Origin of the sequence: Streptomyces sp. NPDC007907, assembly GCF_042959365.1 — a bacterium.
Taxonomy (GTDB): domain Bacteria; phylum Actinomycetota; class Actinomycetes; order Streptomycetales; family Streptomycetaceae; genus Streptomyces; species Streptomyces indiaensis.
This window is the reverse complement of the sequence record NZ_JBIBKR010000007.1, coordinates 469,292-491,753: the sequence shown is the minus strand read 5'-3', so window position 1 is coordinate 491,753 and position 22,462 is coordinate 469,292. Positions and strand designations below refer to the sequence as shown.

The following is a 22,462-nucleotide window of genomic DNA, read 5'->3' as shown; positions in this document are numbered from 1 at the left end:
GCGCGGCGTCATCCGCCCGGGACCACCGCGTAGCCGGGCACGGACGGCCAGCGCACGGTCAGCACCACCGACTCCTCCTCCGCGACCCACGAGTGATCGACACCGCGCCCCCACACGACGTAGTCCCCCTGCCGCTCCAGCAGCACGCTGCGCCCGGGCAGCTCTACCCGGAACCGCCCGCTGATCAGCACGAGCAGCGCGATACGCGCCTCACCCCGCACCCACTGCGCCCGTTCGTCACCCGGTGGATGCACACCCCACTTGATCTCCACGTCCTCGCTGTGCCGCGGATCCCCGGCGTCCTTGAAGTGCCCGAGGATCCATCCGCGGTCCAGCGCCGCGTCCTCGCCGGCGTTCCCCACGTACACGCTGTCACTCACGCCGCGGGACGCTAGCAGCACGTCCAGCATGCGCGGGCCGGCCACCGCCCGGGGCCCGTACGGCCGGCGCGCGCATCACCGCCCGGGTTCTAGTACGGCGCTCGGAAGTTGATGTACCCCAGCAGCACGATCACCGCCGCCACGCAGCCCAGGACCACCGCGGTCGAGATCCACGAGGAGCGGCGGCGGGAGCCGACGTGCTCCGGGTCGGCGCGGAACGGCACGGGCCCGGGCGGGTTGTGCTTCCAGCGCGCGGCGAGCATCCTGGCCCGCGCCGAGGGCTCCTTGTGCTCGGCCCGGTCCGCCCATCGAAGGTCGAACTCACGCTGCTGGTCGTCCTGTTCGTGCTCGGCCATTCGCCTCCACCCCCGTGTGGTCCTGCCCCAAGAATAGAACAGACGACCGCGCCCCCGCCGTCGTGAGGACAGCGGGGGCGCGGTCGGTCTCGCCTCGATCAGGCGTCGATCACACGTCGAAGTACAGCTCGAACTTGGATGGTCGATCCGTCACCTGCGGAAGGTTCTCTCTAGCATGTTGACCTGCAAGTTTGACCGTTGGGACACGTTGGGTAACGCTGAGAATGTTGGAATGTTCTGCGGACCGATTGCGGACCGCGAGCGTCACTGACAGTCGCACTGCACGCGAAGGGCCCCCTCGCCTGACTCCACCGGGCGAGGGGGCCCTTTTTGCGTTCCGCCTAACTCCACTAGGCGGATGGCTGGTCAGTCCAGGTCGTACTCCGAGGACAGCTCACGGCCGGCGCCGAGGTAGTCGACGGCGTACTCGGTAGGCTCGCCGTTCTGGTCCCAGTAGTGATTGATCACAGCGACGGTCGGTGTGCCCGCCTCGACTTCCAGGGGGCCGGCGACATCCTCCGGGACCTCGCGCAGTGCCACTGTGTCTCGGCGTCGGACGACTCGGCGGCCGGTGCGTTCTTCGATCAGCCCGAACGTCATCTTGGGGAGCGGTGCGGCCTCGAGGAACTCCGGCGCCTGGTCGGCGATCGCGCCGGACACCCAAGTGGTGGACACCGTAACGACGCCCGCGCTGTCGAGGTACCGACGGCGGCGTCGTGCGACCTCGGCGCCGACCTCCAGGCCGAGGGCGTCGGCAACTTCCTGGGACGCTGCTTCCTTCACAGCGTCGAGGATCTCGACACGCTCGCTGTCGCCCAGAGTCGCTGCACCGGCCTGGAGCTTGGCGAGACGATCCGCGCCCGCAGTGAGCTTCTTCGGCACGGTGACGATGGTTCCGATGCCGGGCGTCGCGATGGCGTACCCCTCGGCGCGCAGTACCCCCGGGACGCGTGCGGCCGTGGCCCGGCTGACCTGCTCGGTCTCCATGATCTGGCTCACCGAGGGGACGCGGTCACCTGGCTGCAGCTCACCGCTTTCAATGCGGTCGATGATCTGAGCCGCGATGCGCTGGTAGGGGGGCAACCCCTCAAGGTTGCGAACCATGAAAACCTCCAACTTCTAGAACGTTCTGCAATGCCTGTTGACTTCGCGAAGTCTTCTAGAACATCCTAGTTGCGCGCCCGGTCATCAGGACAGATCAGGGCGAGCCAGTCATGTCAAAGCCCTGACGGGGTGATCTCGGTGTTCCCGCACCGAGCCCGCCAGGGCCTCGCATCCAAGAGTCGAGGTCTCAGATGCACGCTGAGCTTATTACGCCTGCCCAGACGCAGGCCCCCGCGGGCGAACCGCTCCGGGTCAAGACCATCGCCGAAGCGCTGCGCGTCACCGACGCCACCGTCTACGCCGAGATCAAGTCGGGGCGCCTGCCCTCGTACCGGATCGGCCAGGGCCGCGGCACCATCCGCGTCTCCCGTGCCGCCTTCGCGCAGTACCTCGCCGAGCGTGGCATTCCCGTCACAGAGCTGGCGGTGGCGCTGTGATGACGACCGCCATCAGTCAGCACGTCGCCGCTCTGTCCGGCACCCTCCCCGCGATCCCGAAGCAGCCGACGGCCCTCGACAAGTCGCGCGCCGCCGAGCTGTCCGTCGCCCAGCTGATGGACACGCCCCTTGAGCAGCTCGTCGCTGAGCTGCACGTCACCCTCGACGAGTCGTCCATCACGGACCCGACGTTCACCGGGTACATGTACGCGACTCGGGACAACGTGGTCGTCTCCCTCCCGCCGAACCGGTCGGAACTGGAGCACGACTGCATGGCCCGCTACTTCATCGGCCGTGCCTTCGACGTCGAAGGCCTGCCCCCGCTCCCCGAGCCCTTCGCGGTCACCGACCTCACCGGCGACTCCGACCCGGACATGGACGAGGCGCTGCGCCGAGTTCGCCAGGGTGGTGGCCGCTGATGCCGCGCCGTAACGCGAACGTCAACAAGACCCGCGACGCCCACCGCATGGAACTGCTGGGCACGGACGGTCTGGCCCTGCGGGTCCCTGGTCGGCGCGTCAGCCGCAGGAACCGGCGCAAGGGGTGGGCCGCGTGAGCGAGCACGAGAAGGTCAAGGACCCGCTGCCGAAGCGCCCGCGCGGGCCGCACCCGCTGGTCATCGAGTCGGTGGACCTGACCCGGGTCGAGGAGCCGCCGGCCCCCCGCAAGCTGCCCCGCAAGGGCGACGCCCGCCGCCGCGCCATGCGCATCCGGGGGTGGTGAGCGTGAGCGCACGCACGGTGACCGTGTTCACCGCCGACCACGGCGACGTGACGATGCCTGAGCCGTCCTGGTGCACGGGCGAGCACCCCGCCGAGGGGTACCGCGCCGACATCGAGCACCAGGGCGAGGAGATCGAGCTCACGGTGCAGACCCCGTGTCACGGCCCGGTGGCCGTGGCGAAGGCAGGCCTGCTGCAGCGGCCGTTCTCCGAGCTCGGCCCGAAGGCGCCGCTCGTGATGGTCGAGTTCGACGAGCTGCACGAGTACGACGCCGAGACCCTCGCCGGCCTGCTCGACGCGCTCGTCGCCTGGGCCATCGGCCCCATGCACCAGCTGCACGAGCGGCTGCAGGTGCTGGAAGGGGGCGGGCGATGACCGAGGAGGAGCGCAAGAAGCTGTCGGAGAAGGTCGCCGAGGCCAACCGGCGCAGCCGTGAGGGCCGCGGGGGTGGTCAGCGATGACCCGAACCCTGTTCCTCGCCCTGGTCCTGCCGCTGCTGGCCGCCGAGTGCGTCGCCCAGTTCGTGCTGCACGACCAGGCGTGGACCAACGTCTTCGCCCTGCTGGGCCTCGGCGTGATCGCCGTCCGCTGGGCGCTCGGCCCGCAGGTCGGCGAGGAGGAGCGGTGCCCGCCCGACTGCCCGAAGTGCGCCGAGTCGCTCTCTGGGGGCGACCGGTGACCGCGAAGTGGCCCGTGCGCCGACCGACCGAGCATGCCGCACTGCGTGCGGTGTGCCGGTCGGCCCGGCCGACCCCGTCTGTTCCCGCCCTGATGGCCGCGCTGGTCGACGCCGTCGACCGCAGCGACCGCGAGGGCGTCTGCTTGGCCGCGCATCGTGTGGTGCGCGCTGCCGCCCCCTCGGAGGTGGGCGAAGCATGAACACCCTGACCACGTGGGCACAGACCCACCCTTGGGCGGCCGGCGCTGCTGGCGTCGCCGCCCTGGCCGTGGCGGCGATTCTGCTGCGGCCCCTGCGCCGCACCCCGGCCGCCGTGGCGGTCGCCGCCCTCGCCGCAGCCGCCTGCACCGCGTACAGCGCTGACACGTCGTGGCGCTTCGCCGAGCACGAGCTGGGCATGGTGTCGACCGCCGAGCGGGCCGCCATGTTCGCCGCGGCCGAGCTGGCGCTGCTGGCAACCGCCCTGATGGCCCGGCAGAACCTCCGCACCCAGGGAGCCCCGGGTACGCCCGGTGTACTCGTCTGGCTGATCACCGGAGTACAGGTCATCCCGGCGTACTCCGAATCCGGGTTCGTCGGGGGTACGGTCCGCGCCGTGGTCGGCCCCGTACTCGCCGCCGTGCTCTGGCACCTGGCGATGGGGATCGAGTTGCGGCACGCCAAGCCGGACGCCGAGTCGGCCGCGCTGCTGGCTGTACTCGCCCGTGAGGTACGCGAACGGCTGCTGTCCCGGTTCGGCCTGGCGGTCCGTGACCGGTCGGCCGAGCAGATCTCCCGCGACCGGTGGACCGTGAAGGCGGTCGCCCTGGCCGCGAAGCTGTCCGAGATGCAGCCCGGTCAGCGTGGCCGTGCCCGCGTGGCGCGGCGGCTGTCCGTGGCCGTGGGCAAGGCGCAGGCCGGCGCATCCGACGAGCAGCGGCAGAAGCTGCTCGACCTGCTGGCGGCCCGCCGCCACGCGGCATCCCTCGCCACGATCGATCTCCCCTCGCCGTGGCAGCCCGAGCCCGAGCCGGTCGTCGAGTACACGGAACCGGTCGCCGCCGAGCCGTACCCGGCACCGGCGAACGCCGTACCCGAGGGGGCGCGGCTGCTGCCGATCGTTGCCCGGCCCAAGGTTCAGACGGACCTCTTGGACAACATCGAAGAGGTTCCCCCGGCCTCGGCGTACCGGCCGATCGCGTCGCTGGCGGCCGACCGTACCCGCACAGAGGTACACGCCGAGTACGTACCCGAGGAGCCGCCCGAGCCCGTACCCGACGGGACGGAGGGCAACCCGGCGCAGGTCGACCCGCTCAGCCAACTGGGTCTCGACTGGGCTGCCGAGCAGTTCAGGGTTGAGCTGCTGGCCGGGGACGTCCCGTCCATCCGTGCCATCAAGGACCGGCTGCACGTCGGCCAGAACCGGGCCAAGGAGATTCAGGACGGCTTCAAGCAGGCCCGGGTCGCGTGGGCGCTCGCCGGATCGGGGGCGACGTCGTGAAGTGGACGCTGCTCGCCCTCGCCACGGTCCTGCTGCTGTCGTTCCCGCAGCTGCTCGGCCTGGTCGCCGAACCGATCGTCCTCGCCCTGGGCGCCGGCGTCGTGGCTGACTTCCGGGCCAGGCGCCGCCGCCCGGTCGCCCGAGACCAGAGGGGGCCGCGGTGAGCCCGCGCAAGGTCCGCCCCCGGGCCCCGAAGCGCGCCCCCGAGGTGCCCGTGCCCGGACAGCTGGGGATCTTCGGCTCCGCCGAGCCGTGGCAGCCCACCGGCTGCGACTGCTGGCCGCCCGTCCCGCGCGGCTGTCACCACTGCCAGCACTGCGACACCTGCCAGGACTGCGGCCGATGCGCCGGCCGCGGCTGCACCTGCGACTGCGAGGAGGACTGACTCATGAGCGACGACGCCCTGACCAAGGCCCTCGCCGCCGCGGCCGAGGCCTCCAGCAACTCCAAGCAGCTGGAGCTGATGCAAGCCGTAGTGATCGGCCAGGCGCTCGCCCAGGCCATGCAACAGCCGCACAGCTGCCAGCACGACCACCAGCCGCGCAAGGAGTTCGACGCCCGCAAGTGGTGGACGATCGGCGGTTTCGCGGTCGTCGGAGGGTGTGTCGCCTGCGCCCTCGCCATCGCGTTCGCCGTGGCCACGGTCGCCTTCGCGATCGGCGCGACCTGCGCGACCGGCTGCTTCCTCGTCCTGCGCTCGATGTGGCGCGACTACCTCAACAACCGCTGACCGGAGGAACCCATGACCCGCAACGAGGCCCTGCAACTGGCCCGAGTTGCCGCGCTGCACGCTCGCGACCTGGCGGTCGAGGCCGAGCGTCTCGCCCGGCACGAGGACTTCCGGCCCAAGGCGCCCGCGTTCGCCGCGGCCGGCACCGTCTGGGCGCACACCGCCCAGGCCTACGCCGCCATCGGCGCCGCCCTGCCCGAGCACACCGACGAGACCACGGAGGACTGACCATGGCCACCCCGACCGCCGGCGCGAACGGCTCCCAGGCCAAGAACGGCCACACCAAGAACTTCGGCGCCACCTTCTCGCCCGGTTTCACCGTCAACGTCAACGCCAACCGGACCAACACCGGCATGCCCGTCCAGCAGGGAGGCCACGGAGGCGGCCAGAGCCGCGCCGAGCACCTGCTGCCCGCCCCCGAGTTCACCTCCCCGGCGCAGGTCCGCAACTACTGCAACAGCCTCCGGGCCGCCGCGGTGACCCTGTCCATCGAGGTCGCCATGGGCGCCGAGATCCTCAAGGGCGTACTCGCCGCCGTACCCGACCCGGAGGGCCGCCCGTTCGGCTCACGGGTACGCGCCGCGAAGGTCGCCCGGAAGATGAACAAGGCCGCCGATGAGCTGCGGTCCGCGGCCAAGAACGCTGCCGCCTGCTACGCGACCTTCCAGCAGGAATTCGAGGAGGAGATCAACCGGGTACGCCACCGCGCCCGGAAGCCTCAGCAGCCGGTCATCAACTGGGCACAGCAGTAAGGAGGTACGACCATGGCGAAGGAAGTCTGGACTGACCAGGACGGGCGCAAGTACCCGATCCCCGTCAAGCAGCGTGAGGGACGCTCCGACTCCGGGGGCAGCGTGCGGGCGTACCTGCTGCACCGTGCCAAGCCGCATCTGCCGCCGTGGCTCACTGTCGGCGGGGTCGGCGTGGCCGGTGGCGGATCGAGCCTCATGTGGGAAGGGTCGGCCGCGGCTGGCGTGGGTCTCACTCTCGCCTCCGTGGCGCTCACGGGCGTCACCTGGTGGGCGGGACGGGCGACGAGCGCCCAGAGGCGCCTGCACTCGGCCGTCACGGTCGCGGCCGGGTCGTCGTGGTTCACTGCGGCGGCCCTGGCCGGGCCGTTCGCTGGCCCCCTGCCCGATCTGTTCCTGATGGGCGGGGCGACGCTCGCCCTGTCGTGGAACGTGCGCCTCGTGCTGCGCACCCCCGAGGCGGCTGGCGAAGACTCCGACAAGGGCCTGCTGGCCAAGGTGGGCCTGGCGAAGGCGCAGATCGGGCAGCCCAAGGTCGAGCCGAACAAGGTCACCGTCCCCTACGCCCTCCCCGCTGGAGAGGGCACCAACCAGGACGTGTCCAAGGCTCTGCCCGGTCTCGCCGCGGCCCTGGACGTCCCCGCCAACGCGGTGCGCAACCGGCCCGACCCGGACTCGGCGGCCCGCGGAACCTTCACCATCGTGCCCAAGGACATGCTTCGGGACGTCATCTGGTACCCCGGCCCGTCCAACCCGGGGGGCTCCATCGCCGAGCCCATCGTCATCGGCGTCTACGAGGACGGCCGCGAGCTGCAGCTCACCATCCCCGATGCGCTTCACCTGCTCATCATGGGGATGACGGGCTCGGGCAAGACCGAGGGCGCCATCGACGTGCTGTGTGAGGTGTTCTCCCGCAGGGACGTGATCGGGTGGCTGTCCGACCCCAAGCGCGGCCAAGATCTGGGCGAAGCCTTCGCTGCCTGTGACTGGGTGGTCGATACCCCGGCCGGCGCCGAGATGATGATCGAGGCACTGAAGGTCGTCGTCCCCGCCCGGCAGAAGTGGCTCGGCGACCACGGGTACCGCAGCTGGGAGCCTGCCGCCGCCGAGCAGCAGAACAACCCGGCGCACTCCTGCCAGAAGGGCCGCGCGTGCGGCTGCCCCGGCATGCCGTACCTGGTCGCCTGGTTCGAGGAGGCCGCCAACACGCTGCGCGCCACCGATGACGACGTCTTCACCGGCATCGCCCAGGAAGCCCGCTCGGCCGGCGCCTGGCTGGTCATCTCAATGCAGAGGGCGTCCGGCTACCAGATCAGCACCGACACCCGCGCATCGCTGCCCGCGTCGCTGTGCTTCGGCGTCGAGGAGAAGGACGCCCAGTTCGCCCTGCCCTCCGAGGTGCTGGAGGCCGGCGCCAACCCGGGAGCGTGGGGCAACAAGCGGCCCGGCTACAACTACCTGGTCGCGAAGGGCATCGACGAGGAGCTGTGGTCGACCCCGGCCCGGACGTTCCGCAATGACCCCGTCTCGCTGGAGTGGGTTGCCCGGGAGTTCGCCCCGGTCCGCATGGGCGTCGACCCCGTTACGGCCGGCGCCGCGGCCAGTGTCGCCGGGCGGGCCTACACCGATCGCATGGCCGACCAGGCGCCGGCCGAGGAGGAGGACGACATGCAGCACGAGCCGTCCGTCGACCCCGAGGACGTCGACATCGACCCCGAGGCCGAGCTGCCCGAGGCCGAGCAGGGCGACGACGCCCCGATCTTCGGGCAGGACACCGGTCGCAAGCCGAAGGGGGAGGAGGCCCGCCGACTGTTCGAGGAAGCGCTGCAGGAGTTCGAGCGGAACGGGCAGATGGTCGTCGGCCCGAAGGACTTCCACGACTGGTGCGAGAAGCACCACCTGTCCCGCCCGTGGGTGTCCGGACAGCTCAAAGAGGCGTACAAGCGGGGGCGCGTCGAGGACACCGGCACCACCGGCCGGTGGCGGATCGTCCCCAGCCTGACACCCGCCTGACGCCTGACACTGTCAGGACCGCGTGACACCCGAACCCTTAGGCAGGCGCGGGTGTCACGCGCCCTGACAGCGGCCCGTGACACCTTCTCTGACACTAGGAAGCGCGTCCTGGGCGGCCGGGGGGCAGGAGGCCGAGTTCGCGCGCTCGGGCCGTCCATCGCTGGACGGTCCGGGGGGTCACACCCTCTTGCTTCGCCAGGTCGGTAGCGGGCCGAGGTGAGTTGGCCGCGACGCGCAGGTATCGCAGGGCGAGCCGGGCGTAGAAGCGAGTGTCGTTGGGCCCCTCCGGATTGCCGAGCGGCCCTTCGTGAGCGTCCGGGCCCGCCATCACGGCGGCGCTGATCGTGGCCTTCGCGTGAGCCTTGCGGGACCGCACCGCCGCCTCGATAGCGGCGAGCGGGAAGTTCCGCAGCTCGCCGATCCCGACCGCATCAGGGCCGGGGACGTAGACGCCGGTGATCACGATGCCGCTCTCGTCGGAACCCATCCGCAGCATGAGGCGCCGACCGGTCTCGGTGTTTTCGATCAGGTCCCATGACACCGGATCTTCAATGCCGGTCTGCAGGCCGGCCACGGCATCTAGCTGCGTGGAGTTCTGCTGCTCGATGGGGGAGGCGACCACGCGCCACGGCTCCGGAAGGTCCTTGTCGGTAATCACGGGGCCGACGGTATGCCCGTTCCCAACGCCAGTCAACGTGGCTGCACAAACACGATGACGCCCTTGCGCAAGCACGACACAACCCTGTACACCTGTGGTTGTCGTGATTGAACGAAAGCGACACGACACGTCTGGAGAGGCGTAGATGAACCTCGCAGAGCGAATCGACAAGTACCTGACCACAGAAGAGGTAGCCCGTCGCTACCGCGTGGCAGCGGGCACAGTCCGCTACTGGCGGCACATCGGCTACCTGCCGGAAGGCGTCAAGCGCGGCCGGCGCGTCCTGTACGACCCGGACGTCCTCGACCAGTGGGACGCAGACCAGGCCGGAGGCGCCGCGGCATGACCGAGAACGCAGAGAACCGCCCGTGGCTGGCGGGCGGTTCTCAGGAAGACCTCGCTGCGGGCGGTGGGTCTACCCACACCGTAGCGCAGGGCGACCCGCCCCGTGTAGCGGGCCGACTCGACACCTACCGCTCCCGCTCCGCGAAGTGGCACCGGCAGGTCAAGGTCGACGAGTGCCCGCGCTGCGGCCACCCCCACCTGCATCGAGCGCCCCTGCCTCTCGTGCGGTCCGTCCTCAAGACCGCACCCTGCGGGCTCGTCTACGTCGTGCAGCTGCGCGCCGAGGTGGTGACCGCGTGAGCGCCTGGAACCGCGTCATCGACGCACTGGAGAGCAAAGGCTGCAAGGGCAAGGGCCGCAGCTATCAGTGCCCCGCCCACGACGACAACGCGCCCTCCCTGTCCCTCACGCACGACAGCCGCGGCGTCGGCCTGAAGTGCCATGCGGGATGCACCGCGCAGGACGTCGTCGACGCTCTCGACCTCACCCTGGCCGACCTGTTCGACGAACCGCTGGAGAAGCAAGAGCGCCCGCGGGTCGTCGCCGAGTACCCCTACGTCGACGAGCAGGGCGAAGTGCTGTACGTCGTCCGGCGCCTGGAGCCCGGATACGACGGGGAGCGCAAGACGTTCCGTCAGTTCCGGCCCGACGGCCGGCCCGGGGTCTCAGGCATCCGGCGCGTCCTGTACTGCCTGCCGGAAGTCCGGGCGGAGGCGGAGGCCGGCGGGACCATCCTCATCCCCGAGGGCGAGAAAGACGTCGACGCCCTGCGAGCTCTCGGCTGCGTCGCTACCTGCAACGTCGGCGGAGCGGGCAAGTGGCACGACGACTACACGGCCGCCCTGCAAGGCGCCTCCGAGGTCGTCGTCATCGCCGACCGCGACGAGCCCGGACGCAAGCACGCCGCAGCCGTCGCCGACTCCGTACAGCGCGCGGGCATCCCCGTGCGCGTCCTGGAGCCCGCCCGAGGCAAGGACGCCTCCGACCACCTGGCGGCTGGGCTCGGCTTCGACGACCTCGTAACCCCGGAAGTGCATCCCGCAAATCCCAGAAACACGGCCCACGCCCAGGATGTGGACCCTGATGGCAGTTCTGGGATTTCTGGGACGCGAAACGCGGATTCAGGGTGGGACGAGCCCGTACCCGTCGACTCGCCGCCGCTACCCCCGTTCCCGTCCGAACGGCTTGGCGCCCTGGGCAAGTTTGTCACCGCCACCGCGGCCTCCCTGCAGACGCCGGAAGACCTGGTGGCGTTCGCCGCCCTGGCCAGCATCAGCACGGCCACGGGCGGCCGTGCCCGCGTGCAGGTGAAACCGGACTGGCACGAGAGCACCGCCCTCTACATGGCGGCCCTGGCCGACTCCTCGGAGAAGAAGACACCGGCGCTCAACGCGGCAGCCGCCCCGATCCGTGAGATTGAGGACGAGCTGATCGAGCAGCACCGGCCCGAGGTAGAGGCGACCGCGCAGGAGATCCGCATCACCACGGCGCGGATGACCAAAGCAGAGACGGCCGCAGCGAACGCCGGACCGGAGAAGCGGCAGGAGGCCGAGGCGGACGCTGAGGCCGCACGGGTACGTCTCGCCGAGCTCGGCGACGCACCCGAGCTGCCGCGCCTGCTGGTACGTGACATCACCCTGGAAGCGCTGGCCAAGCGTATGTACGAGCAGGGCGGGCGTATCGGCTCCCTGGCCTCCGAGGGCGGGCTATTCAAAGTCGCGGCAGGCCTGTACGGCAGCAACGGCAAGGCCAACACGGACTTGCTGCTGGAGGCGTACACGGGCGGCCCGTACACCATCGACCGCACCGGGCGAGCCTCAGCCCGTATGGCGTCGACGTTCCTCGCCCTCGGCCTGGTCGTGCAGCCCGGCATCATCTCCGGGCTGGAGAAGCAGAACCCCGAGTTCAGGCAGTCCGGTCTGCTCGGCCGCTTCCTGTATGCCAAGCCCAATCCGACCGATGAGGACACCTTCGACTCGCCGGCCGTGCCCCTCGTGGTCATCGAGGACTACCGGCAGCGCATCCGCAACCTGATCACACAGCTCTGGGATAGCCCCGTCATCGAGACGATGACGCTGTCGGCAGGCGCCCGGGCAGCGTTCGCCGACTTCTACAACGCGTTCGCCAAGAGGCGGAAGCCTGGGGGCGACCTGCACGACATCGCCGACTGGGCGGGCAAGTTGCGCGGCCAGCTCATCCGCATTGCCGCGTGCCTCTCCCTGTACGAGAACCCGCGCTGTCGGGAGATCAGCACAGAGCGAATGAACGACGTCCTTGGTATGGCGCCCTACCTGATCGCCCACGCGCGCGCGGTGTTCGACCTCATGGGCCGCAACCGTGAGGGCAGGCTCAAGCCCCTGCGTGAGCTGCTGGCGTGGCTCAAGGGACGCAAGGACCCGGCAGCCGACTTCTCCGCCCGCGACGCCTGGCAGGCGCTCAAGGGCCGGGAGTGGGCCGAGGACATGGACGCCATGAACGACGCCCTGCTGCAGCTGGAAGAACACGGCTGGATCGCTCTTCTCCCCCCGCCCGACACGCAAGGGCGCCGAGGACGCAAGCCGTCACCCAAGTTCGCCGTACACCCCTGGATCTACAACCCGCCCGAGGAGGCGCAGCCATGACGACGACCACCATCCCCCTGCACGACGACCGCGAGACGACGTTCACCGTGCAGACCGTCGCCGTCGATACCGGCGAGTGCTGCGCTGAGAACGGCAACTGCGGCAAGCCCGGCATCCTCGCCGTCCGCCACACCGTCGACCAGCAGCGACCCACTGAGTCCAGCACCCAGCGGGTCACCGTCTGCGCCGAGCACCAGGACGGAGCCGCGCACATGCACGGGGTGTGGGTGGCCGCCGCCCGCGAGATGCAGGACCCCGCCAAGCGCGCCCAGTTCCTCGCCGAAGCCGGGGTGACCTCATGACCTCTCACGCCGACGAGCAGGTACGGGCCCGGATCGCTGCGGCGAAGGCGAAACGCAGCAAGAGACGCCAGCAGCGCGAGGAACTCGACGAGGCCCGCACTCACGGCCTGGACGCCCGACACACGGCGAAGATGCGCCGCTGGGCCGCCGAGGACGACCAGTGACTCGGGCCCGTATCCGCTGCGCCGCATGCGACCGGCCCCTGTCAGGACGACGTGGCCGGCCGTGCGTCCGCGGATGCGGAGCCCGCCTCTGCACCGCCCGGCACGTACCGCACTGCACCGACGTGCACGGCGGTCAGTGCCCCAACCTCGAACCCCTTGAAAGCTAGGAGACCCGCATGACCATCAACCCGCTCACGCAGGAGGACCCCACCGTCGCCGCCGAATACGCCGGAGGACAGTGGCGAGCCAAGGGCCGCAACCTCACCACCCGCGACGTCTCCACCCTTCAGGAGAACTTCGCCCGGCAGGTCGAGCAGATCAACGGCCGCCGCTCCCTGTCCGACGAGGCCAAGCGCATCGCCATCGCCCGCGCCTACCGCGACACCCGCGACCAGATCCAGGCCGCCGGGCAGGCCGTCCTCGACCAGGTCACCAGCGACCGCGCACGCCTGTCCCGCAAGCTGTTCGGGCACGAGGGCGACGCCGACCCCAACACCGTCATCGTGCGACGGGACGCAGCCGACAGGGCCGCGAAGCTCACCGAACCGCACGAGGCGCAGCGAGCGCTGGAGCGGGCCGAGGTGCACGGCGACGTCCACCTGGCGCAGGCCATCGCCGCCCACGCCCAGGCCCACATGTGGGGCGACGTGGTGAGCAGCTGGCTCACGGCGCATCCGGAAGCGGGAGAGACGGCGCAGCAGCTCGACGCACTGCCCGACCCGAGCGACGGTGTGTGGCGCATGCAGCACGCCATGACGTACTCGGTCATGCAGCCCGCCGAGCTGGGAGGGATGTCCGACTACCAGGTGAACGCCCTTGCGGACACGGTCCTCGACGGCGACGCAGCAGTCTGACAAGGCCATGAACTTCGGCGTCAAAGGCATCGATCTTGCGAGTCACAGGCAAGCGTCGAACCCATGGTGCAGCCGTTCTCGGGCTACCAGCCAAGCCGCACCAGCGCCGAACCCTCGTCCCGGCCGGCCCCCACGCCGGCCGGGACCCTGGGGGCCCCACCCCCCTCCCCGCACCTCTCCGGATCGGGGCCGCAATGCACCCCTGGTTATGCGTGCTCGCCGCGCTGTGTTTTTCCCAGACCTTGGAAGGGGGCCGGAATGGCTCTGATGGACCCGCCCGAGGGCCTCGGCCCGCAGGGCACGTGCCTGTGGGAGGAGATCTCAGGGGCGTTCGTGCTGCGAGTTGACGAGCTGCGGGTGCTCGGCGACGCCTGCCGGGAGGTCGACCTGATCGAGCGCCTGGAGGACGCCCTGCGGGATGCCCCGCTCGTCGTCACCGGCTCGCAGGGGCAACCGGTAGCGAGCCCGCTCGTGCAGGAGCTGCGGCAGCACCGGTCCCTCGTGGCCCGGCTGTTGGCCGCGTTGAAGCTGCCCGACGAAGAGGACCAGGAGCAGCACGACGCGCGGGAGCGTTCGGCGAAGGCACGGCATGCGTCCCTGGCTCGCTGGCGGGGGACGGCGTGAGCAGGCGCCGGCCCGCGGTCCGTGAGGACGGGATGCCCGACTGGCTCGCCGAGTACCGGCCGGAGCTGTGGGCGGAGGACCTCGACGACCCGCTGCAGGTCTACTACTTCGGCCGCTGCGACTGGCAGGCGGCCCGCGAGGAGTGGCAGCAGGGCGGCGATCCGCAGCCAAAGATCGAATCCCCCAGACCCGTACAGCGGGGGAGCGTGAACACCTTGCCGGTCCCCGAGCAGGCCGGTAGGCCCCCATCCCCCCAGGTCAACCGGGCGAAGTCTGTACCGCAGGCTCGCCCGATCAGAACCCGCTGACAGACCGACCCCTAGGCCTGCGCCACGGATGCCGCAGGGGGTGAACCCAGCACAGAGAGGCTGAGAGATGCCGACGAAACTGGCACAGCAGATGAACACCCTGATCCGAGGCCAGCGCCCGCAGGCCCCGGCTGGACAGGGCAAGGCCGACGAGATCCGCGGCCTGTACAAGCAGGGGCTGCAGCAGTTGCGCGGCCAGCGCAACATGCATCCCGAGGCCCGACGCGTCGAGATTGCCCGACTGCACGCCACCACTCAGGCCGCGCTTCGCAAGGTTCAGCAGGAGCAGCTGCAGGCCGACCGCGAGACGTTCACCAAGCTGGAACGCCAGCTCTGGGGATTCGACGACGTGCGCGCCTCGGCCATCGGCAGCGCCGACCGTGCGGCCGTCGACGGCACCGTGCGCGACGCGCAGGACCGAGCAGGCCGACTCAAGAAGCCGGGTGACGCAGCCCGCGCCCTGGCCGCAGCCGAGCAGGCCGGCGACAAGGTCCTCGCTCGCGCCATCGCCAAGCGTGCCCACGACATGGACTGGGACGACGTCCTCGGCGCCTACCTGTCCACCAGGCCCACCGACGCCGAGCGGTACCAGCAGGCCGCCGACATCTACGTCCGGCAGCACACGACGGGCGGCGCCCTGGAGCACGGGTTCCTCGGCAGCCTCGGCACGCCCGAGGAGCTGCGCGGCATGAGCGGCAAGGACATCGAGGCCATGGCCGAGCCGGGCGACGCCGCGGCCTGACACGGACTCCCGGGGCCGGAGCGCAGCGCTTCCATGGTCCGGCCGGCGCTCCGGCCTCGGGTCCGATCGCACGCGGGTGGGGGCGTACCCATGGGCGCGCGCACACGGGACCGCCCTGGAGAGTCCTCTGTGATGGGCCAGTTGAAACCCAAAGTCTGAAAGCGAGTGATCATGCCAGCAGCACGTAAGCCGCTGTACGCGGTGCCTCAGGCCGAGCGGGAGCAGCGGCAGACGGCGGTCGGTGTCGGTCTCGACTGGGAGAACGTGCCCGAGTCGCTGCCCGACGCCGGCCGGGCCGAGTGGCAGCACCTCGCCGAGCAGCACCGGGCGTACCCCACGCGGCTGCGGGAGACGGACCGCACGGCTGTGGTCGCCTATTGCACGTGGTGGGCAGCGTTCGATGCGGCCCGCAGGGACATCGCTGAGCGGGGCGCCCTGGTGCCTGGCCGATCGTCTGCGGATGCGGCCCGCGGTGAGGGCGGTCTGGTGAAGAATCCGAGCGTCGCGGCGATGCGGGACGCGTCGCAGCAGCTGCGCTACTGGGCGCGCGAGCTGGGACTCACCCCCGATTCCCGCGCTCGGCAAGGGCTGCAGGCCGAGCTGCCCGAGGACGACGACCCAGACGGCATCTGGGACTGCTGAGATCGCGCAGGCAGTACAAGGGAGAGGGGCCGAAGGTGGCCAGCAAGAACATCGCGAAGAGGCCGAACGGTAAGTGGCGGGCTCGGTATCGAGACCTGGCAGGCAAGGAGCACGCGAAGCACTTCGCCCGGAAGGTCGACGCCGAGCGGTGGCTAGACGAGGTGACGGCCGCCCTGGTCACCGGTAACTACGTCGACCCGAAGAGCCAGAAGATGACCGTGGACCAGTGGTGCGACGCCTGGCTAGACAGCTACGCGCATCGGGAGTCTACGGAGCGGCAGGCCCGCGTCCACGTGGCCCGGATCCGGAAGGAGTTCGGGCCGCTGCCGTTGATGGCGGTCGACGAGATGGCCGTGAAGCAGTGGATGGCGAAGCTGAAGCGCGAGGGCCTGTCGCAGTCGTACCGCTTCGCGCTGCACGCCCGGCTGTCGCAGCTGCTCACGGATGCGGTGGGCGCCCGGAGGCTGGCGAGCAACCCGTGCAGCCGGCGCACGACGCCAGGGGCGGGCAAGCAGCGGCCCTACGTGGCGACCGAGGCTCAGTTCTGGGCGCTGTACGAGGCGGCCGAGCCAAAGTACCGGCCCGCGCTGCTGCTCGGGGCGTTCGCTGGCCTCCGTGTCGCTGAGGTGTGCGGGCTCCGGGTCGGCGACGTCGACCTGGACGCGCGGGTCATCACGCCTGCCGTGCAGTACCCGGCTGAGCCGCTGAAGACCGAGATGAGCATGACCGCCGTCCCGATCCCGGACACGTTCGTGGGGGAGTTGAAGCGGCTGCTCAACGGACGGGAGGACGGGTGGGTGGTGCCTGATGACGAGGGCGCCCAGCTGGGGCCGTGGAAGGTCGAGCGGCACATGCGCCGGATCCGGAAGACGGTCGCTGGCCTGCCCGAGGGCTTCCGCTTCCACGACCTCCGGCACTTCTACGCCTCGATGCTCATTGCTGGCGGCAGTGACGTGAAGGTCGTGCAGCACCGCCTGCGGCACTCATCCGCGAAGACGACTCTCGACACGTACAGTCACCTCTGGCCCGACTCCGACGAGTCGACCCGGACCGCTGTCGAGCGGGTCATGGGACCCATGATCAACAAAACTGCGGACCCTCTGCGGACTGTTGAAGAGTCCGCAGAGGGTCCGGGCAGCTCAGAGCCTATTTAGGGCTTACACGTCGAAGTACAGCTCGAACTCGTGCGGGTGCGGGCGCAGCTGCAGCGGGGCGATCTCGTTGGTGCGCTTGAAGTCGATCCACGTCTCGATCAGGTCCGGGGTGAACACGTCGCCCTGGAGCAGGAACTCGTGGTCGGCCTCCAGCCGGTCGAGGACGGCCGGGAGGGAGGTCGGCACCTGCGCGACGCTCGCGTGCTCCTCGGGAGCCAGCTCGTAGAGGTCCTTGTCGATCGGCTCGGCCGGCTCGATCTTGTTCTTGATGCCGTCGAGGCCTGCGAGGAGCAGGGCCGAGAAGGCGAGGTACGGGTTGCCGGAGGAGTCGGGCGCGCGGAACTCGACGCGCTTGGCCTTCGGGTTGGAGCCCGTGATCGGGATACGCATGGCCGCGGAGCGGTTGCGCTGCGAGTACACCAGGTTGATCGGAGCCTCGAAGCCCGGGACCAGACGGTGGTAGGAGTTCACCGTCGGGTTGGTGAAGGCCAGCAGCGACGGGGCGTGCTTGAGGATGCCGCCGATGTAGTAGCGGGCGGTGTCCGACAGGCCCGCGTAACCGGCCTCGTCGTAGAACAGCGGCTGGCCGCCGGCCCACAGCGACTGGTGGACGTGCATGCCCGAGCCGTTGTCACCGAAGATCGGCTTCGGCATGAAGGTCGCGGTCTTGCCGTTCTGCCAGGCCACGTTCTTGACGATGTACTTGAAAAGCTGGAGGTCGTCGGCCGCGGCGAGCAGCGTGTTGAACTTGTAGTTGATCTCCGCCTGGCCGGCGGTGCCCACCTCGTGGTGCTGGCGCTCGACCTGGAGGCCGGAGGCGGCCAGCTGGAGGGAGATCTCGGCACGCAGGTCGGCGAAGTGGTCGACCGGCGGGGTCGGGAAGTAGCCGCCCTTGTAGCGGACCTTGTAACCACGGTTGTTCTCGACCGCACCGGTGTTCCAGGCGCCGGCCTCGGAGTCGATGTGGTAGAAGCTCTCGTTCGCCGAGGTGGAGAAGCGGACCGAGTCGAAGACGTAGAACTCGGCCTCGGGACCGAAGTACGCCGTGTCGGCGATGCCGGTCGACGCGAGGTAGGCCTCGGCCTTCTTCGCCACGTTGCGCGGGTCACGGGAGTACTGCTCGCCCGTGATCGGGTCGTGGATGAAGAAGTTGATGTTGACCGTCTTGTCGCGGCGGAACGGGTCGATCCGGGCGGTCGACAGGTCCGCGCGGAGCGCCATGTCGGACTCGTGGATGGCCTGGAAGCCGCGGATCGAGGAGCCGTCGAAGGCGAGCTCCTCGGCCGGGTCGAAGGCCTCGGCAGGGATCGTGAAGTGCTGCATCACGCCCGGCAGGTCGCAGAAACGGACGTCGATGAACTTGACGTCCTCGTCCGCGATGAACTTCTTGGCCTCGTCGGCGTTCTGGAACATCCAGCTCCTCCTACTCCCGACCGTCCCGCCGGGGTGGTAGTTCGTTCGTGCGGCCAGTGCGGATGGCACACGCTGACCTCGACCCTAGGGACGGGTGGTTTCTCGGGCGTGACTCATTTGTTTCGCACAAGTTAACCGGCTCACCCTCCACCGTAGCCCGGACACACCCCGCCGTGCTCTGGTCATTTACGGGCGCAGTACCGTGGACGGGTGGACAACAGGCAAGCACTCGGATCGTGGCTTTCCGGGCCCCGCGCGGCCGCGGAGGAGGCCGGTGTCGACTTCGGCTACCGGGGTGAGCAGCTCGGTCTGCCCGAGGAGGGACCCGGCTCGATCGCCCGCCCGGGCCGCCGGCTCGGCGCCCTCGCCGTCGACTGGGGCCTGTGTCTGCTGATCGCATACGGTCTCATCACCCAGAGCTACAACGAGGCGGCGCAGATCTGGGCGCCGCTCATCATGTTCGCGCTGATGGTCCTCACGGTCGGCACGGTCGGCTCCACCCCCGGCAAGCGCCTCTTCGGGCTGCGGGTGCTCGCCCTGGGCACCGGACGGGTCAGCCCGTGGCGCGCCGCACTGCGCACGGTCCTGCTCTTCCTCGCGATCCCCGCCCTGATCTGGGACCGCGACGGCCGGGGTCTGCACGACCGGCTGGCGGGCACGGTCGAGGTCCGCATCTGACGCGCAGCGTGAACCGACCGGCATGGACGGACCGACCGACATGAACGAGGGGCGCCCGGTGTGATCCGGGCGCCCCTCGTTCATGTCGTGTGCGGGGTGTCAGCGAGCCTTCGGCCCGCCCTTCGGCAGCCGCATGCCCTTCGGCATCGGCCCCTTCGGCAGCGGCATGTTGCTCATCAGGTCGCCCAGGGCGCGCAGCCGGTCGTTGGTGGCGGTCACCTGCGGACCGGTCAGCACCCGCGGGAGCTTCAACATGGCCGTCCGCAGCTTCTTCAGCTCGACCTGCCCCTCGCCCGTGCCCACGACCAGGTCGTGCACCGGGACGTCCGCGACGATGCGGTTCATCTTCCGCTTCTCGGCGGCCAGCAGGGTCTTCACCCGGTTCGGGTTGCCCTCGGCGACCAGCACGATGCCGGCCTTGCCGACCGCGCGGTGCACCACGTCCTGGTTGCGGTTCATCGCCACCGCGGGCGTCGTCGTCCAGCCCCGGCCGATGTTGTCGAGCACCGCCGCGGCGGCACCGGGCTGTCCCTCCATCTGCCCGAAGGCGGCCCGCTCCGCCCGGCGCCCGAACACGATCGCCGTCGCGAGGAAGGCGAGCAGGAGGCCCAGGATCCCGAGATAGATGGGGTGACCGATCAAGAAACCGATCGCGAGGAAGACACCGAAGGTGACGATTCCGACAGCCGCGAGTACAAGACCGATCTTCTTGTCGGCCCTGCGGGTCATCTTGTAGGTCAGGGCGATCTGCTTCAGTCGCCCGGCATTAGCAGCGTCCGCTGCAGGTTCCTTCCTCGCCATGCCACGAAGTCTACGTGGCCCCACAAGCGCCGACGACGGCAGTGCCCGCGGGCGCCCCTGGGGGAGGGCCGGGAGTCAGGGGCGGACGGACAGGGACTGCTCGATGACGCGCTGCGTCTCGACCCGGTCCTTGGCGCGGCGGCGGTCCTCCAGCACGGAGGTCCAGGCGTTGCGGCGGGCGGTGCGCTGACCGCTGCTCATCAGCAGCGACTCGACCGCACGCAGGGCGGTCGTGAAGGACGGGATCGCGGTGGCGCGGACGGGCGGCGCGGCCTGCATGAGTGAGGTCCCCCCTCGAGTAAGGGTGTACGTGCTGTGAGTTCAGCGTCACTGATTGGTGTTACCAGGGCGTGACCGGCCGGTCAAACACCCATGAAGCCCTGGCGGGGAGCGGTGGAACGCCGACGCGGTCCTGACATGTGCCCTCAACTGCGAGGACGGTCAGGACCGCGTCAAATCGGTCACTACCGACGGGTAGTCTTTTGTGCGTGAATTCACACGCTTGTCTTCCCCTTACGGGGCAGGTGAGCTGACGGCCCGTCAGACGGCCTGCGCCGCGATCTGACCGTCGCCCTGCTGCGGAGCGCCCGAATGACGCTGCTCCATGGCCATCCGGTAGAGCCGCCCGGCCCGGTAGGAGGAGCGCACCAGCGGTCCGGACATCACACCGGAGAAGCCGATCTGCTCGGCCTCCTCCTGGAGCTCCACGAACTCGTGCGGCTTGACCCAGCGCTCCACCGGGTGGTGACGCACGGAGGGCCGCAGGTACTGCGTGATGGTGACCAGCTCGCAGCCCGCCTCGTGCAGCTGCTTCAGCGCGTCGCTGACCTCCTCACGGGTCTCGCCCATGCCGAGGATCAGGTTCGACTTGGTGACCAGGCCGTAGTCGCGCGCCTCGGTGATCACCTTCAGGGAGCGCTCGTAGCGGAAGCCGGGGCGGATGCGCTTGAAGATCCGCGGCACTGTCTCGACGTTGTGCGCGAAGACCTCGGGCCGGGAGGAGAAGACCTCCTGAAGCTGCTCGGGGACCGCGTTGAAGTCGGGGGCCAGCAGCTCGACCTTGGTGTGGCCGCCCTCACGCCCCGCGGTCTGCTGGTGGATCTGGCGGACCGTCTCCGCGTACAGCCAGGCGCCGCCGTCCTCCAGGTCGTCGCGGGCGACCCCGGTGATCGTGGCGTAGTTCAGGTCCATCGTGACCACGGACTCGCCGACGCGGCGGGGCTCGTCGCGGTCGAGCGCCTCGGGCTTGCCGGTGTCGATCTGGCAGAAGTCACAGCGCCGGGTGCACTGGTCGCCGCCGATGAGGAACGTGGCCTCCCGGTCCTCCCAGCACTCGTAGATGTTGGGGCAGCCGGCTTCCTGGCAGACCGTGTGCAGGCCCTCGCTCTTCACGAGCTTCTGCATCGCGGTGTACTCGGGGCCCATTTTCGCCCGGGTCTTGATCCACTCGGGCTTGCGCTCGATGGGGGTCTGGCTGTTGCGGACCTCCAGGCGCAGCATCTTGCGTCCGTCGGGTGCGACTGCGGACACGACCGGCTCCCTAGCGATTGATTCTTCGGCGTGCTCAAGGGTACGCCCGTTGATTTGAAAGCCTGTGTGGGCTCTGCCCCTCCAGCTCTTTCGGCGGCCGATCTATGCCGCGGGCGCCTTCTCGATCTCCCGGGGCTTCAGGTCGGCGTTCTCCAGGACCTCCCGCAGATGGCGCTCCGCGACCGGCAGGACCTCCTCGATCGTCACGTCCCGGCCGAGCTCGCCGGCCAGGGAGGCGACCCCCGCGTCGCGGATGCCGCAGGGGATGATCCGGTCGAACCACTTGTTGTCGGGGTTCACGTTGAGCGCGAAGCCGTGCATGGTGACGCCCTTGGCCACGCGGATGCCGATCGCGGCGATCTTGCGGTCCTCCCGGCGCTGGCCCGCGTTGGACGGCGCGTACTCCGGGCCGTTCATGCGCGGGTCGAACTCCTCGTCCTGGAGACGGGGGTCGAAGTCCAGCGACAGTCCGCCCATCGCGGGCCGCTGCTCGACCGGGTCGCCCAGGATCCACACGCCGCTGCGGCCCTCGACCCGGGTGGTCTCCAGCCCGAACTCCGCGCACGTGCGGATCAGGGCCTCTTCCAGGCGGCGTACGTGCGCCACGACGTCCACCGGGCGCGGGAGCTTCTGGATCGGGTAGCCCACCAGCTGGCCGGGGCCGTGCCAGGTGATCTTGCCGCCGCGGTCCACGTCGATGACGGGTGTGCCGTCGAGAGGCCGCTCGTCGTCCGCCGTGCGCCGGCCGGCCGTGTAGACCGGGGGGTGCTCCAGGAGCAGCACGGTGTCCGGAATCTCGTCCGCGAAGCGCGCCGCGTGCACCCGGCGCTGCTCGTCCCACGCCTCCTGGTACTCGACGGCCTCGTCACCGAACCCCATGCGGACGAACCGCAACCCACTCACGGCAAGCGCCTCCCTCGGACGGGTGTCAGGCACGTAGCGCGCCCAAGCCACTGTACGCCCGGCCCGGACACGT

Annotated in this window: 34 protein-coding genes; 25 read left to right on the top strand and 9 right to left on the bottom strand. The window is 70.0% G+C overall.

Annotated features, from left to right (window positions below; translation table 11 throughout):
* Positions 1 to 8: 8 nt before the first annotated feature.
* From ACFZDI_RS29550 to ACFZDI_RS29540, 3 genes are all read right to left on the bottom strand, one after another.
* A complete protein-coding gene (locus tag ACFZDI_RS29550; RefSeq protein ID WP_234847548.1) occupies positions 9 to 380 on the bottom strand; it encodes a signal peptidase I in 372 nt (123 codons plus the stop codon).
* Positions 381 to 469: 89 nt separating this feature from the next.
* Entirely contained in the window at positions 470 to 736 is a 267-nt protein-coding gene (locus ACFZDI_RS29545; protein ID WP_361120304.1) for a hypothetical protein, read from the bottom strand.
* Positions 737 to 1,102: 366 nt separating this feature from the next.
* Positions 1,103 to 1,840, bottom strand: coding sequence for a UTRA domain-containing protein (locus tag ACFZDI_RS29540; RefSeq protein WP_391254503.1), 738 nt, complete (start codon positions 1,838 to 1,840; stop codon positions 1,103 to 1,105).
* 191 nt (positions 1,841 to 2,031) lie between these two features.
* Between ACFZDI_RS29540 and ACFZDI_RS29535 the strand changes: the two genes are divergently transcribed.
* The 13 genes from ACFZDI_RS29535 (at position 2,032) to traB (ending at position 8,650) form a co-directional block, all read left to right on the top strand.
* Complete coding sequence (locus tag ACFZDI_RS29535; RefSeq protein WP_391254501.1) at positions 2,032 to 2,277, top strand: helix-turn-helix domain-containing protein; 246 nt, start codon at positions 2,032 to 2,034, stop codon at positions 2,275 to 2,277.
* Positions 2,277 to 2,696: a hypothetical protein gene (locus ACFZDI_RS29530; protein ID WP_391254499.1), complete on the top strand. Its 420-nt coding sequence runs from the start codon at positions 2,277 to 2,279 to the stop codon at positions 2,694 to 2,696. The genes ACFZDI_RS29535 and ACFZDI_RS29530 overlap by 1 nt, the downstream gene beginning before the upstream one ends.
* Positions 2,696 to 2,833, top strand: a complete 138-nt coding sequence (locus tag ACFZDI_RS29525) for a hypothetical protein (protein ID WP_391254496.1) — start codon at positions 2,696 to 2,698, stop codon at positions 2,831 to 2,833. Before ACFZDI_RS29530 ends, ACFZDI_RS29525 begins: the two co-directional genes overlap by 1 nt.
* Entirely contained in the window at positions 2,830 to 3,000 is a 171-nt protein-coding gene (locus tag ACFZDI_RS29520; protein WP_391254494.1) for a hypothetical protein, read from the top strand. Before ACFZDI_RS29525 ends, ACFZDI_RS29520 begins: the two co-directional genes overlap by 4 nt.
* A gap of 2 nt (positions 3,001 to 3,002) precedes the next feature.
* A complete protein-coding gene (locus ACFZDI_RS29515) occupies positions 3,003 to 3,374 on the top strand; it encodes a DUF6907 domain-containing protein (RefSeq protein WP_391254491.1) in 372 nt (123 codons plus the stop codon).
* 82 nt (positions 3,375 to 3,456) lie between these two features.
* Positions 3,457 to 3,678 (top strand): hypothetical protein, encoded by a 222-nt coding sequence (locus tag ACFZDI_RS29510; protein WP_391254489.1) that lies wholly within the window; start codon positions 3,457 to 3,459, stop codon positions 3,676 to 3,678.
* A 196-nt stretch (positions 3,679 to 3,874) separates the two neighbouring features.
* Positions 3,875 to 5,158 carry a hypothetical protein gene (locus ACFZDI_RS29505; protein ID WP_391254487.1) on the top strand — a complete coding sequence of 428 codons (1,284 nt, stop codon included), beginning with the start codon at positions 3,875 to 3,877 and terminating at the stop codon, positions 5,156 to 5,158.
* On the top strand, positions 5,155 to 5,322 hold the full coding sequence (locus ACFZDI_RS29500; protein WP_391254484.1) for a hypothetical protein: 168 nt from the start codon (positions 5,155 to 5,157) through the stop codon (positions 5,320 to 5,322). The genes ACFZDI_RS29505 and ACFZDI_RS29500 overlap by 4 nt, the downstream gene beginning before the upstream one ends.
* Positions 5,319 to 5,543, top strand: a complete 225-nt coding sequence (locus tag ACFZDI_RS29495; RefSeq protein WP_391254482.1) for a hypothetical protein — start codon at positions 5,319 to 5,321, stop codon at positions 5,541 to 5,543. Before ACFZDI_RS29500 ends, ACFZDI_RS29495 begins: the two co-directional genes overlap by 4 nt.
* A 3-nt stretch (positions 5,544 to 5,546) precedes the next feature.
* A complete protein-coding gene (locus tag ACFZDI_RS29490) occupies positions 5,547 to 5,888 on the top strand; it encodes a hypothetical protein (protein ID WP_391254479.1) in 342 nt (113 codons plus the stop codon).
* Between the two features lie 12 nt (positions 5,889 to 5,900).
* On the top strand, positions 5,901 to 6,116 hold the full coding sequence (locus ACFZDI_RS29485; RefSeq protein ID WP_391254477.1) for a hypothetical protein: 216 nt from the start codon (positions 5,901 to 5,903) through the stop codon (positions 6,114 to 6,116).
* A gap of 2 nt (positions 6,117 to 6,118) precedes the next feature.
* Entirely contained in the window at positions 6,119 to 6,640 is a 522-nt protein-coding gene (gene traA / locus ACFZDI_RS29480; protein ID WP_391254473.1) for a plasmid transfer protein TraA, read from the top strand.
* A gap of 12 nt (positions 6,641 to 6,652) precedes the next feature.
* Positions 6,653 to 8,650: a plasmid transfer protein TraB gene (gene traB / locus ACFZDI_RS29475; protein ID WP_391254470.1), complete on the top strand. Its 1,998-nt coding sequence runs from the start codon at positions 6,653 to 6,655 to the stop codon at positions 8,648 to 8,650.
* A 94-nt stretch (positions 8,651 to 8,744) separates the two neighbouring features.
* Here traB and ACFZDI_RS29470 read toward each other — a convergent pair whose 3' ends face one another.
* Positions 8,745 to 9,308: a hypothetical protein gene (locus ACFZDI_RS29470; RefSeq protein ID WP_391254467.1), complete on the bottom strand. Its 564-nt coding sequence runs from the start codon at positions 9,306 to 9,308 to the stop codon at positions 8,745 to 8,747.
* Between the two features lie 145 nt (positions 9,309 to 9,453).
* Between ACFZDI_RS29470 and ACFZDI_RS29465 the strand changes: the two genes are divergently transcribed.
* The 11 genes from ACFZDI_RS29465 to ACFZDI_RS29415 all read left to right on the top strand — a co-directional run bounded on the left by ACFZDI_RS29465 (position 9,454) and on the right by ACFZDI_RS29415 (position 17,064).
* Complete coding sequence (locus tag ACFZDI_RS29465; protein WP_391254464.1) at positions 9,454 to 9,654, top strand: helix-turn-helix domain-containing protein; 201 nt, start codon at positions 9,454 to 9,456, stop codon at positions 9,652 to 9,654.
* Positions 9,651 to 9,953 carry a hypothetical protein gene (locus tag ACFZDI_RS29460; RefSeq protein ID WP_391254462.1) on the top strand — a complete coding sequence of 101 codons (303 nt, stop codon included), beginning with the start codon at positions 9,651 to 9,653 and terminating at the stop codon, positions 9,951 to 9,953. The genes ACFZDI_RS29465 and ACFZDI_RS29460 overlap by 4 nt, the downstream gene beginning before the upstream one ends.
* Positions 9,950 to 12,274 carry a DUF3987 domain-containing protein gene (locus ACFZDI_RS29455; protein ID WP_391254461.1) on the top strand — a complete coding sequence of 775 codons (2,325 nt, stop codon included), beginning with the start codon at positions 9,950 to 9,952 and terminating at the stop codon, positions 12,272 to 12,274. The genes ACFZDI_RS29460 and ACFZDI_RS29455 overlap by 4 nt, the downstream gene beginning before the upstream one ends.
* Entirely contained in the window at positions 12,271 to 12,576 is a 306-nt protein-coding gene (locus ACFZDI_RS29450) for a hypothetical protein (protein ID WP_391254458.1), read from the top strand. Before ACFZDI_RS29455 ends, ACFZDI_RS29450 begins: the two co-directional genes overlap by 4 nt.
* Positions 12,573 to 12,740, top strand: coding sequence for a hypothetical protein (locus ACFZDI_RS29445; protein WP_391254455.1), 168 nt, complete (start codon positions 12,573 to 12,575; stop codon positions 12,738 to 12,740). The genes ACFZDI_RS29450 and ACFZDI_RS29445 overlap by 4 nt, the downstream gene beginning before the upstream one ends.
* 176 nt (positions 12,741 to 12,916) lie before the next feature.
* Positions 12,917 to 13,594: a hypothetical protein gene (locus ACFZDI_RS29440; protein ID WP_391254452.1), complete on the top strand. Its 678-nt coding sequence runs from the start codon at positions 12,917 to 12,919 to the stop codon at positions 13,592 to 13,594.
* 258 nt (positions 13,595 to 13,852) lie between these two features.
* The gene (locus ACFZDI_RS29435) at positions 13,853 to 14,218 is read left to right on the top strand and encodes a hypothetical protein (protein WP_391254450.1); all 366 of its coding nucleotides are present in this window, start codon (positions 13,853 to 13,855) and stop codon (positions 14,216 to 14,218) included.
* Entirely contained in the window at positions 14,215 to 14,526 is a 312-nt protein-coding gene (locus tag ACFZDI_RS29430) for a hypothetical protein (protein WP_391254448.1), read from the top strand. Before ACFZDI_RS29435 ends, ACFZDI_RS29430 begins: the two co-directional genes overlap by 4 nt.
* Before the next feature lie 67 nt (positions 14,527 to 14,593).
* On the top strand, positions 14,594 to 15,268 hold the full coding sequence (locus ACFZDI_RS29425) for a hypothetical protein (protein ID WP_391254445.1): 675 nt from the start codon (positions 14,594 to 14,596) through the stop codon (positions 15,266 to 15,268).
* A 171-nt stretch (positions 15,269 to 15,439) separates the two neighbouring features.
* Positions 15,440 to 15,910 carry a phage terminase small subunit P27 family gene (locus tag ACFZDI_RS29420; RefSeq protein ID WP_391254442.1) on the top strand — a complete coding sequence of 157 codons (471 nt, stop codon included), beginning with the start codon at positions 15,440 to 15,442 and terminating at the stop codon, positions 15,908 to 15,910.
* Between the two features lie 35 nt (positions 15,911 to 15,945).
* Entirely contained in the window at positions 15,946 to 17,064 is a 1,119-nt protein-coding gene (locus ACFZDI_RS29415) for a tyrosine-type recombinase/integrase (RefSeq protein ID WP_391254439.1), read from the top strand.
* A gap of 3 nt (positions 17,065 to 17,067) precedes the next feature.
* Here ACFZDI_RS29415 and glnA read toward each other — a convergent pair whose 3' ends face one another.
* On the bottom strand, positions 17,068 to 18,477 hold the full coding sequence (gene glnA, locus ACFZDI_RS29410; protein ID WP_234847546.1) for a type I glutamate--ammonia ligase: 1,410 nt from the start codon (positions 18,475 to 18,477) through the stop codon (positions 17,068 to 17,070).
* Between the two features lie 210 nt (positions 18,478 to 18,687).
* Between glnA and ACFZDI_RS29405 the strand changes: the two genes are divergently transcribed.
* Positions 18,688 to 19,155: an RDD family protein gene (locus ACFZDI_RS29405; protein WP_234847545.1), complete on the top strand. Its 468-nt coding sequence runs from the start codon at positions 18,688 to 18,690 to the stop codon at positions 19,153 to 19,155.
* Positions 19,156 to 19,254: 99 nt separating this feature from the next.
* On the opposite strand, the gene ACFZDI_RS29400 is transcribed toward ACFZDI_RS29405, so the two are convergent.
* From ACFZDI_RS29400 to lipB, 4 genes are all read right to left on the bottom strand, one after another.
* A complete protein-coding gene (locus tag ACFZDI_RS29400; protein WP_391254436.1) occupies positions 19,255 to 19,956 on the bottom strand; it encodes a DUF4191 family protein in 702 nt (233 codons plus the stop codon).
* Positions 19,957 to 20,031: 75 nt separating this feature from the next.
* A complete protein-coding gene (locus ACFZDI_RS29395; RefSeq protein ID WP_030837456.1) occupies positions 20,032 to 20,235 on the bottom strand; it encodes a hypothetical protein in 204 nt (67 codons plus the stop codon).
* A 261-nt stretch (positions 20,236 to 20,496) separates the two neighbouring features.
* Complete coding sequence (gene lipA / locus ACFZDI_RS29390) at positions 20,497 to 21,486, bottom strand: lipoyl synthase (protein ID WP_234847543.1); 990 nt, start codon at positions 21,484 to 21,486, stop codon at positions 20,497 to 20,499.
* Between the two features lie 102 nt (positions 21,487 to 21,588).
* Positions 21,589 to 22,389: a lipoyl(octanoyl) transferase LipB gene (gene lipB, locus ACFZDI_RS29385; protein ID WP_234847542.1), complete on the bottom strand. Its 801-nt coding sequence runs from the start codon at positions 22,387 to 22,389 to the stop codon at positions 21,589 to 21,591.
* Between the last annotated feature and the right edge of the window lie 73 nt (positions 22,390 to 22,462).

Bases quoted from the DNA above. Each gene is read 5' to 3' on its own strand.
- ACFZDI_RS29445 (WP_391254455.1), top strand. From the start codon at position 12,573: ATGACCTCTCACGCCGACGAGCAGGTACGGGCCCGGATCGCTGCGGCG.
- ACFZDI_RS29505 (WP_391254487.1), top strand. From the start codon at position 3,875: ATGAACACCCTGACCACGTGGGCACAGACCCACCCTTGGGCGGCCGGC.
- ACFZDI_RS29530 (WP_391254499.1), top strand. From the start codon at position 2,277: ATGACGACCGCCATCAGTCAGCACGTCGCCGCTCTGTCCGGCACCCTC.
- ACFZDI_RS29420 (WP_391254442.1), top strand. From the start codon at position 15,440: ATGCCAGCAGCACGTAAGCCGCTGTACGCGGTGCCTCAGGCCGAGCGG.
- ACFZDI_RS29450 (WP_391254458.1), top strand. From the start codon at position 12,271: ATGACGACGACCACCATCCCCCTGCACGACGACCGCGAGACGACGTTC.
- ACFZDI_RS29465 (WP_391254464.1), top strand. From the start codon at position 9,454: ATGAACCTCGCAGAGCGAATCGACAAGTACCTGACCACAGAAGAGGTA.
- ACFZDI_RS29490 (WP_391254479.1), top strand. From the start codon at position 5,547: ATGAGCGACGACGCCCTGACCAAGGCCCTCGCCGCCGCGGCCGAGGCC.
- ACFZDI_RS29540 (WP_391254503.1), bottom strand. From the start codon at position 1,840: ATGGTTCGCAACCTTGAGGGGTTGCCCCCCTACCAGCGCATCGCGGCT.
- ACFZDI_RS29485 (WP_391254477.1), top strand. From the start codon at position 5,901: ATGACCCGCAACGAGGCCCTGCAACTGGCCCGAGTTGCCGCGCTGCAC.
- ACFZDI_RS29400 (WP_391254436.1), bottom strand. From the start codon at position 19,956: ATGGCGAGGAAGGAACCTGCAGCGGACGCTGCTAATGCCGGGCGACTG.
- ACFZDI_RS29460 (WP_391254462.1), top strand. From the start codon at position 9,651: ATGACCGAGAACGCAGAGAACCGCCCGTGGCTGGCGGGCGGTTCTCAG.
- ACFZDI_RS29545 (WP_361120304.1), bottom strand. From the start codon at position 736: ATGGCCGAGCACGAACAGGACGACCAGCAGCGTGAGTTCGACCTTCGA.
- ACFZDI_RS29395 (WP_030837456.1), bottom strand. From the start codon at position 20,235: ATGCAGGCCGCGCCGCCCGTCCGCGCCACCGCGATCCCGTCCTTCACG.
- ACFZDI_RS29535 (WP_391254501.1), top strand. From the start codon at position 2,032: ATGCACGCTGAGCTTATTACGCCTGCCCAGACGCAGGCCCCCGCGGGC.
- ACFZDI_RS29510 (WP_391254489.1), top strand. From the start codon at position 3,457: ATGACCCGAACCCTGTTCCTCGCCCTGGTCCTGCCGCTGCTGGCCGCC.
- ACFZDI_RS29525 (WP_391254496.1), top strand. From the start codon at position 2,696: ATGCCGCGCCGTAACGCGAACGTCAACAAGACCCGCGACGCCCACCGC.
- traA (WP_391254473.1), top strand. From the start codon at position 6,119: ATGGCCACCCCGACCGCCGGCGCGAACGGCTCCCAGGCCAAGAACGGC.
- ACFZDI_RS29435 (WP_391254450.1), top strand. From the start codon at position 13,853: ATGGCTCTGATGGACCCGCCCGAGGGCCTCGGCCCGCAGGGCACGTGC.
- ACFZDI_RS29440 (WP_391254452.1), top strand. From the start codon at position 12,917: ATGACCATCAACCCGCTCACGCAGGAGGACCCCACCGTCGCCGCCGAA.
- traB (WP_391254470.1), top strand. From the start codon at position 6,653: ATGGCGAAGGAAGTCTGGACTGACCAGGACGGGCGCAAGTACCCGATC.
- glnA (WP_234847546.1), bottom strand. From the start codon at position 18,477: ATGTTCCAGAACGCCGACGAGGCCAAGAAGTTCATCGCGGACGAGGAC.
- ACFZDI_RS29425 (WP_391254445.1), top strand. From the start codon at position 14,594: ATGCCGACGAAACTGGCACAGCAGATGAACACCCTGATCCGAGGCCAG.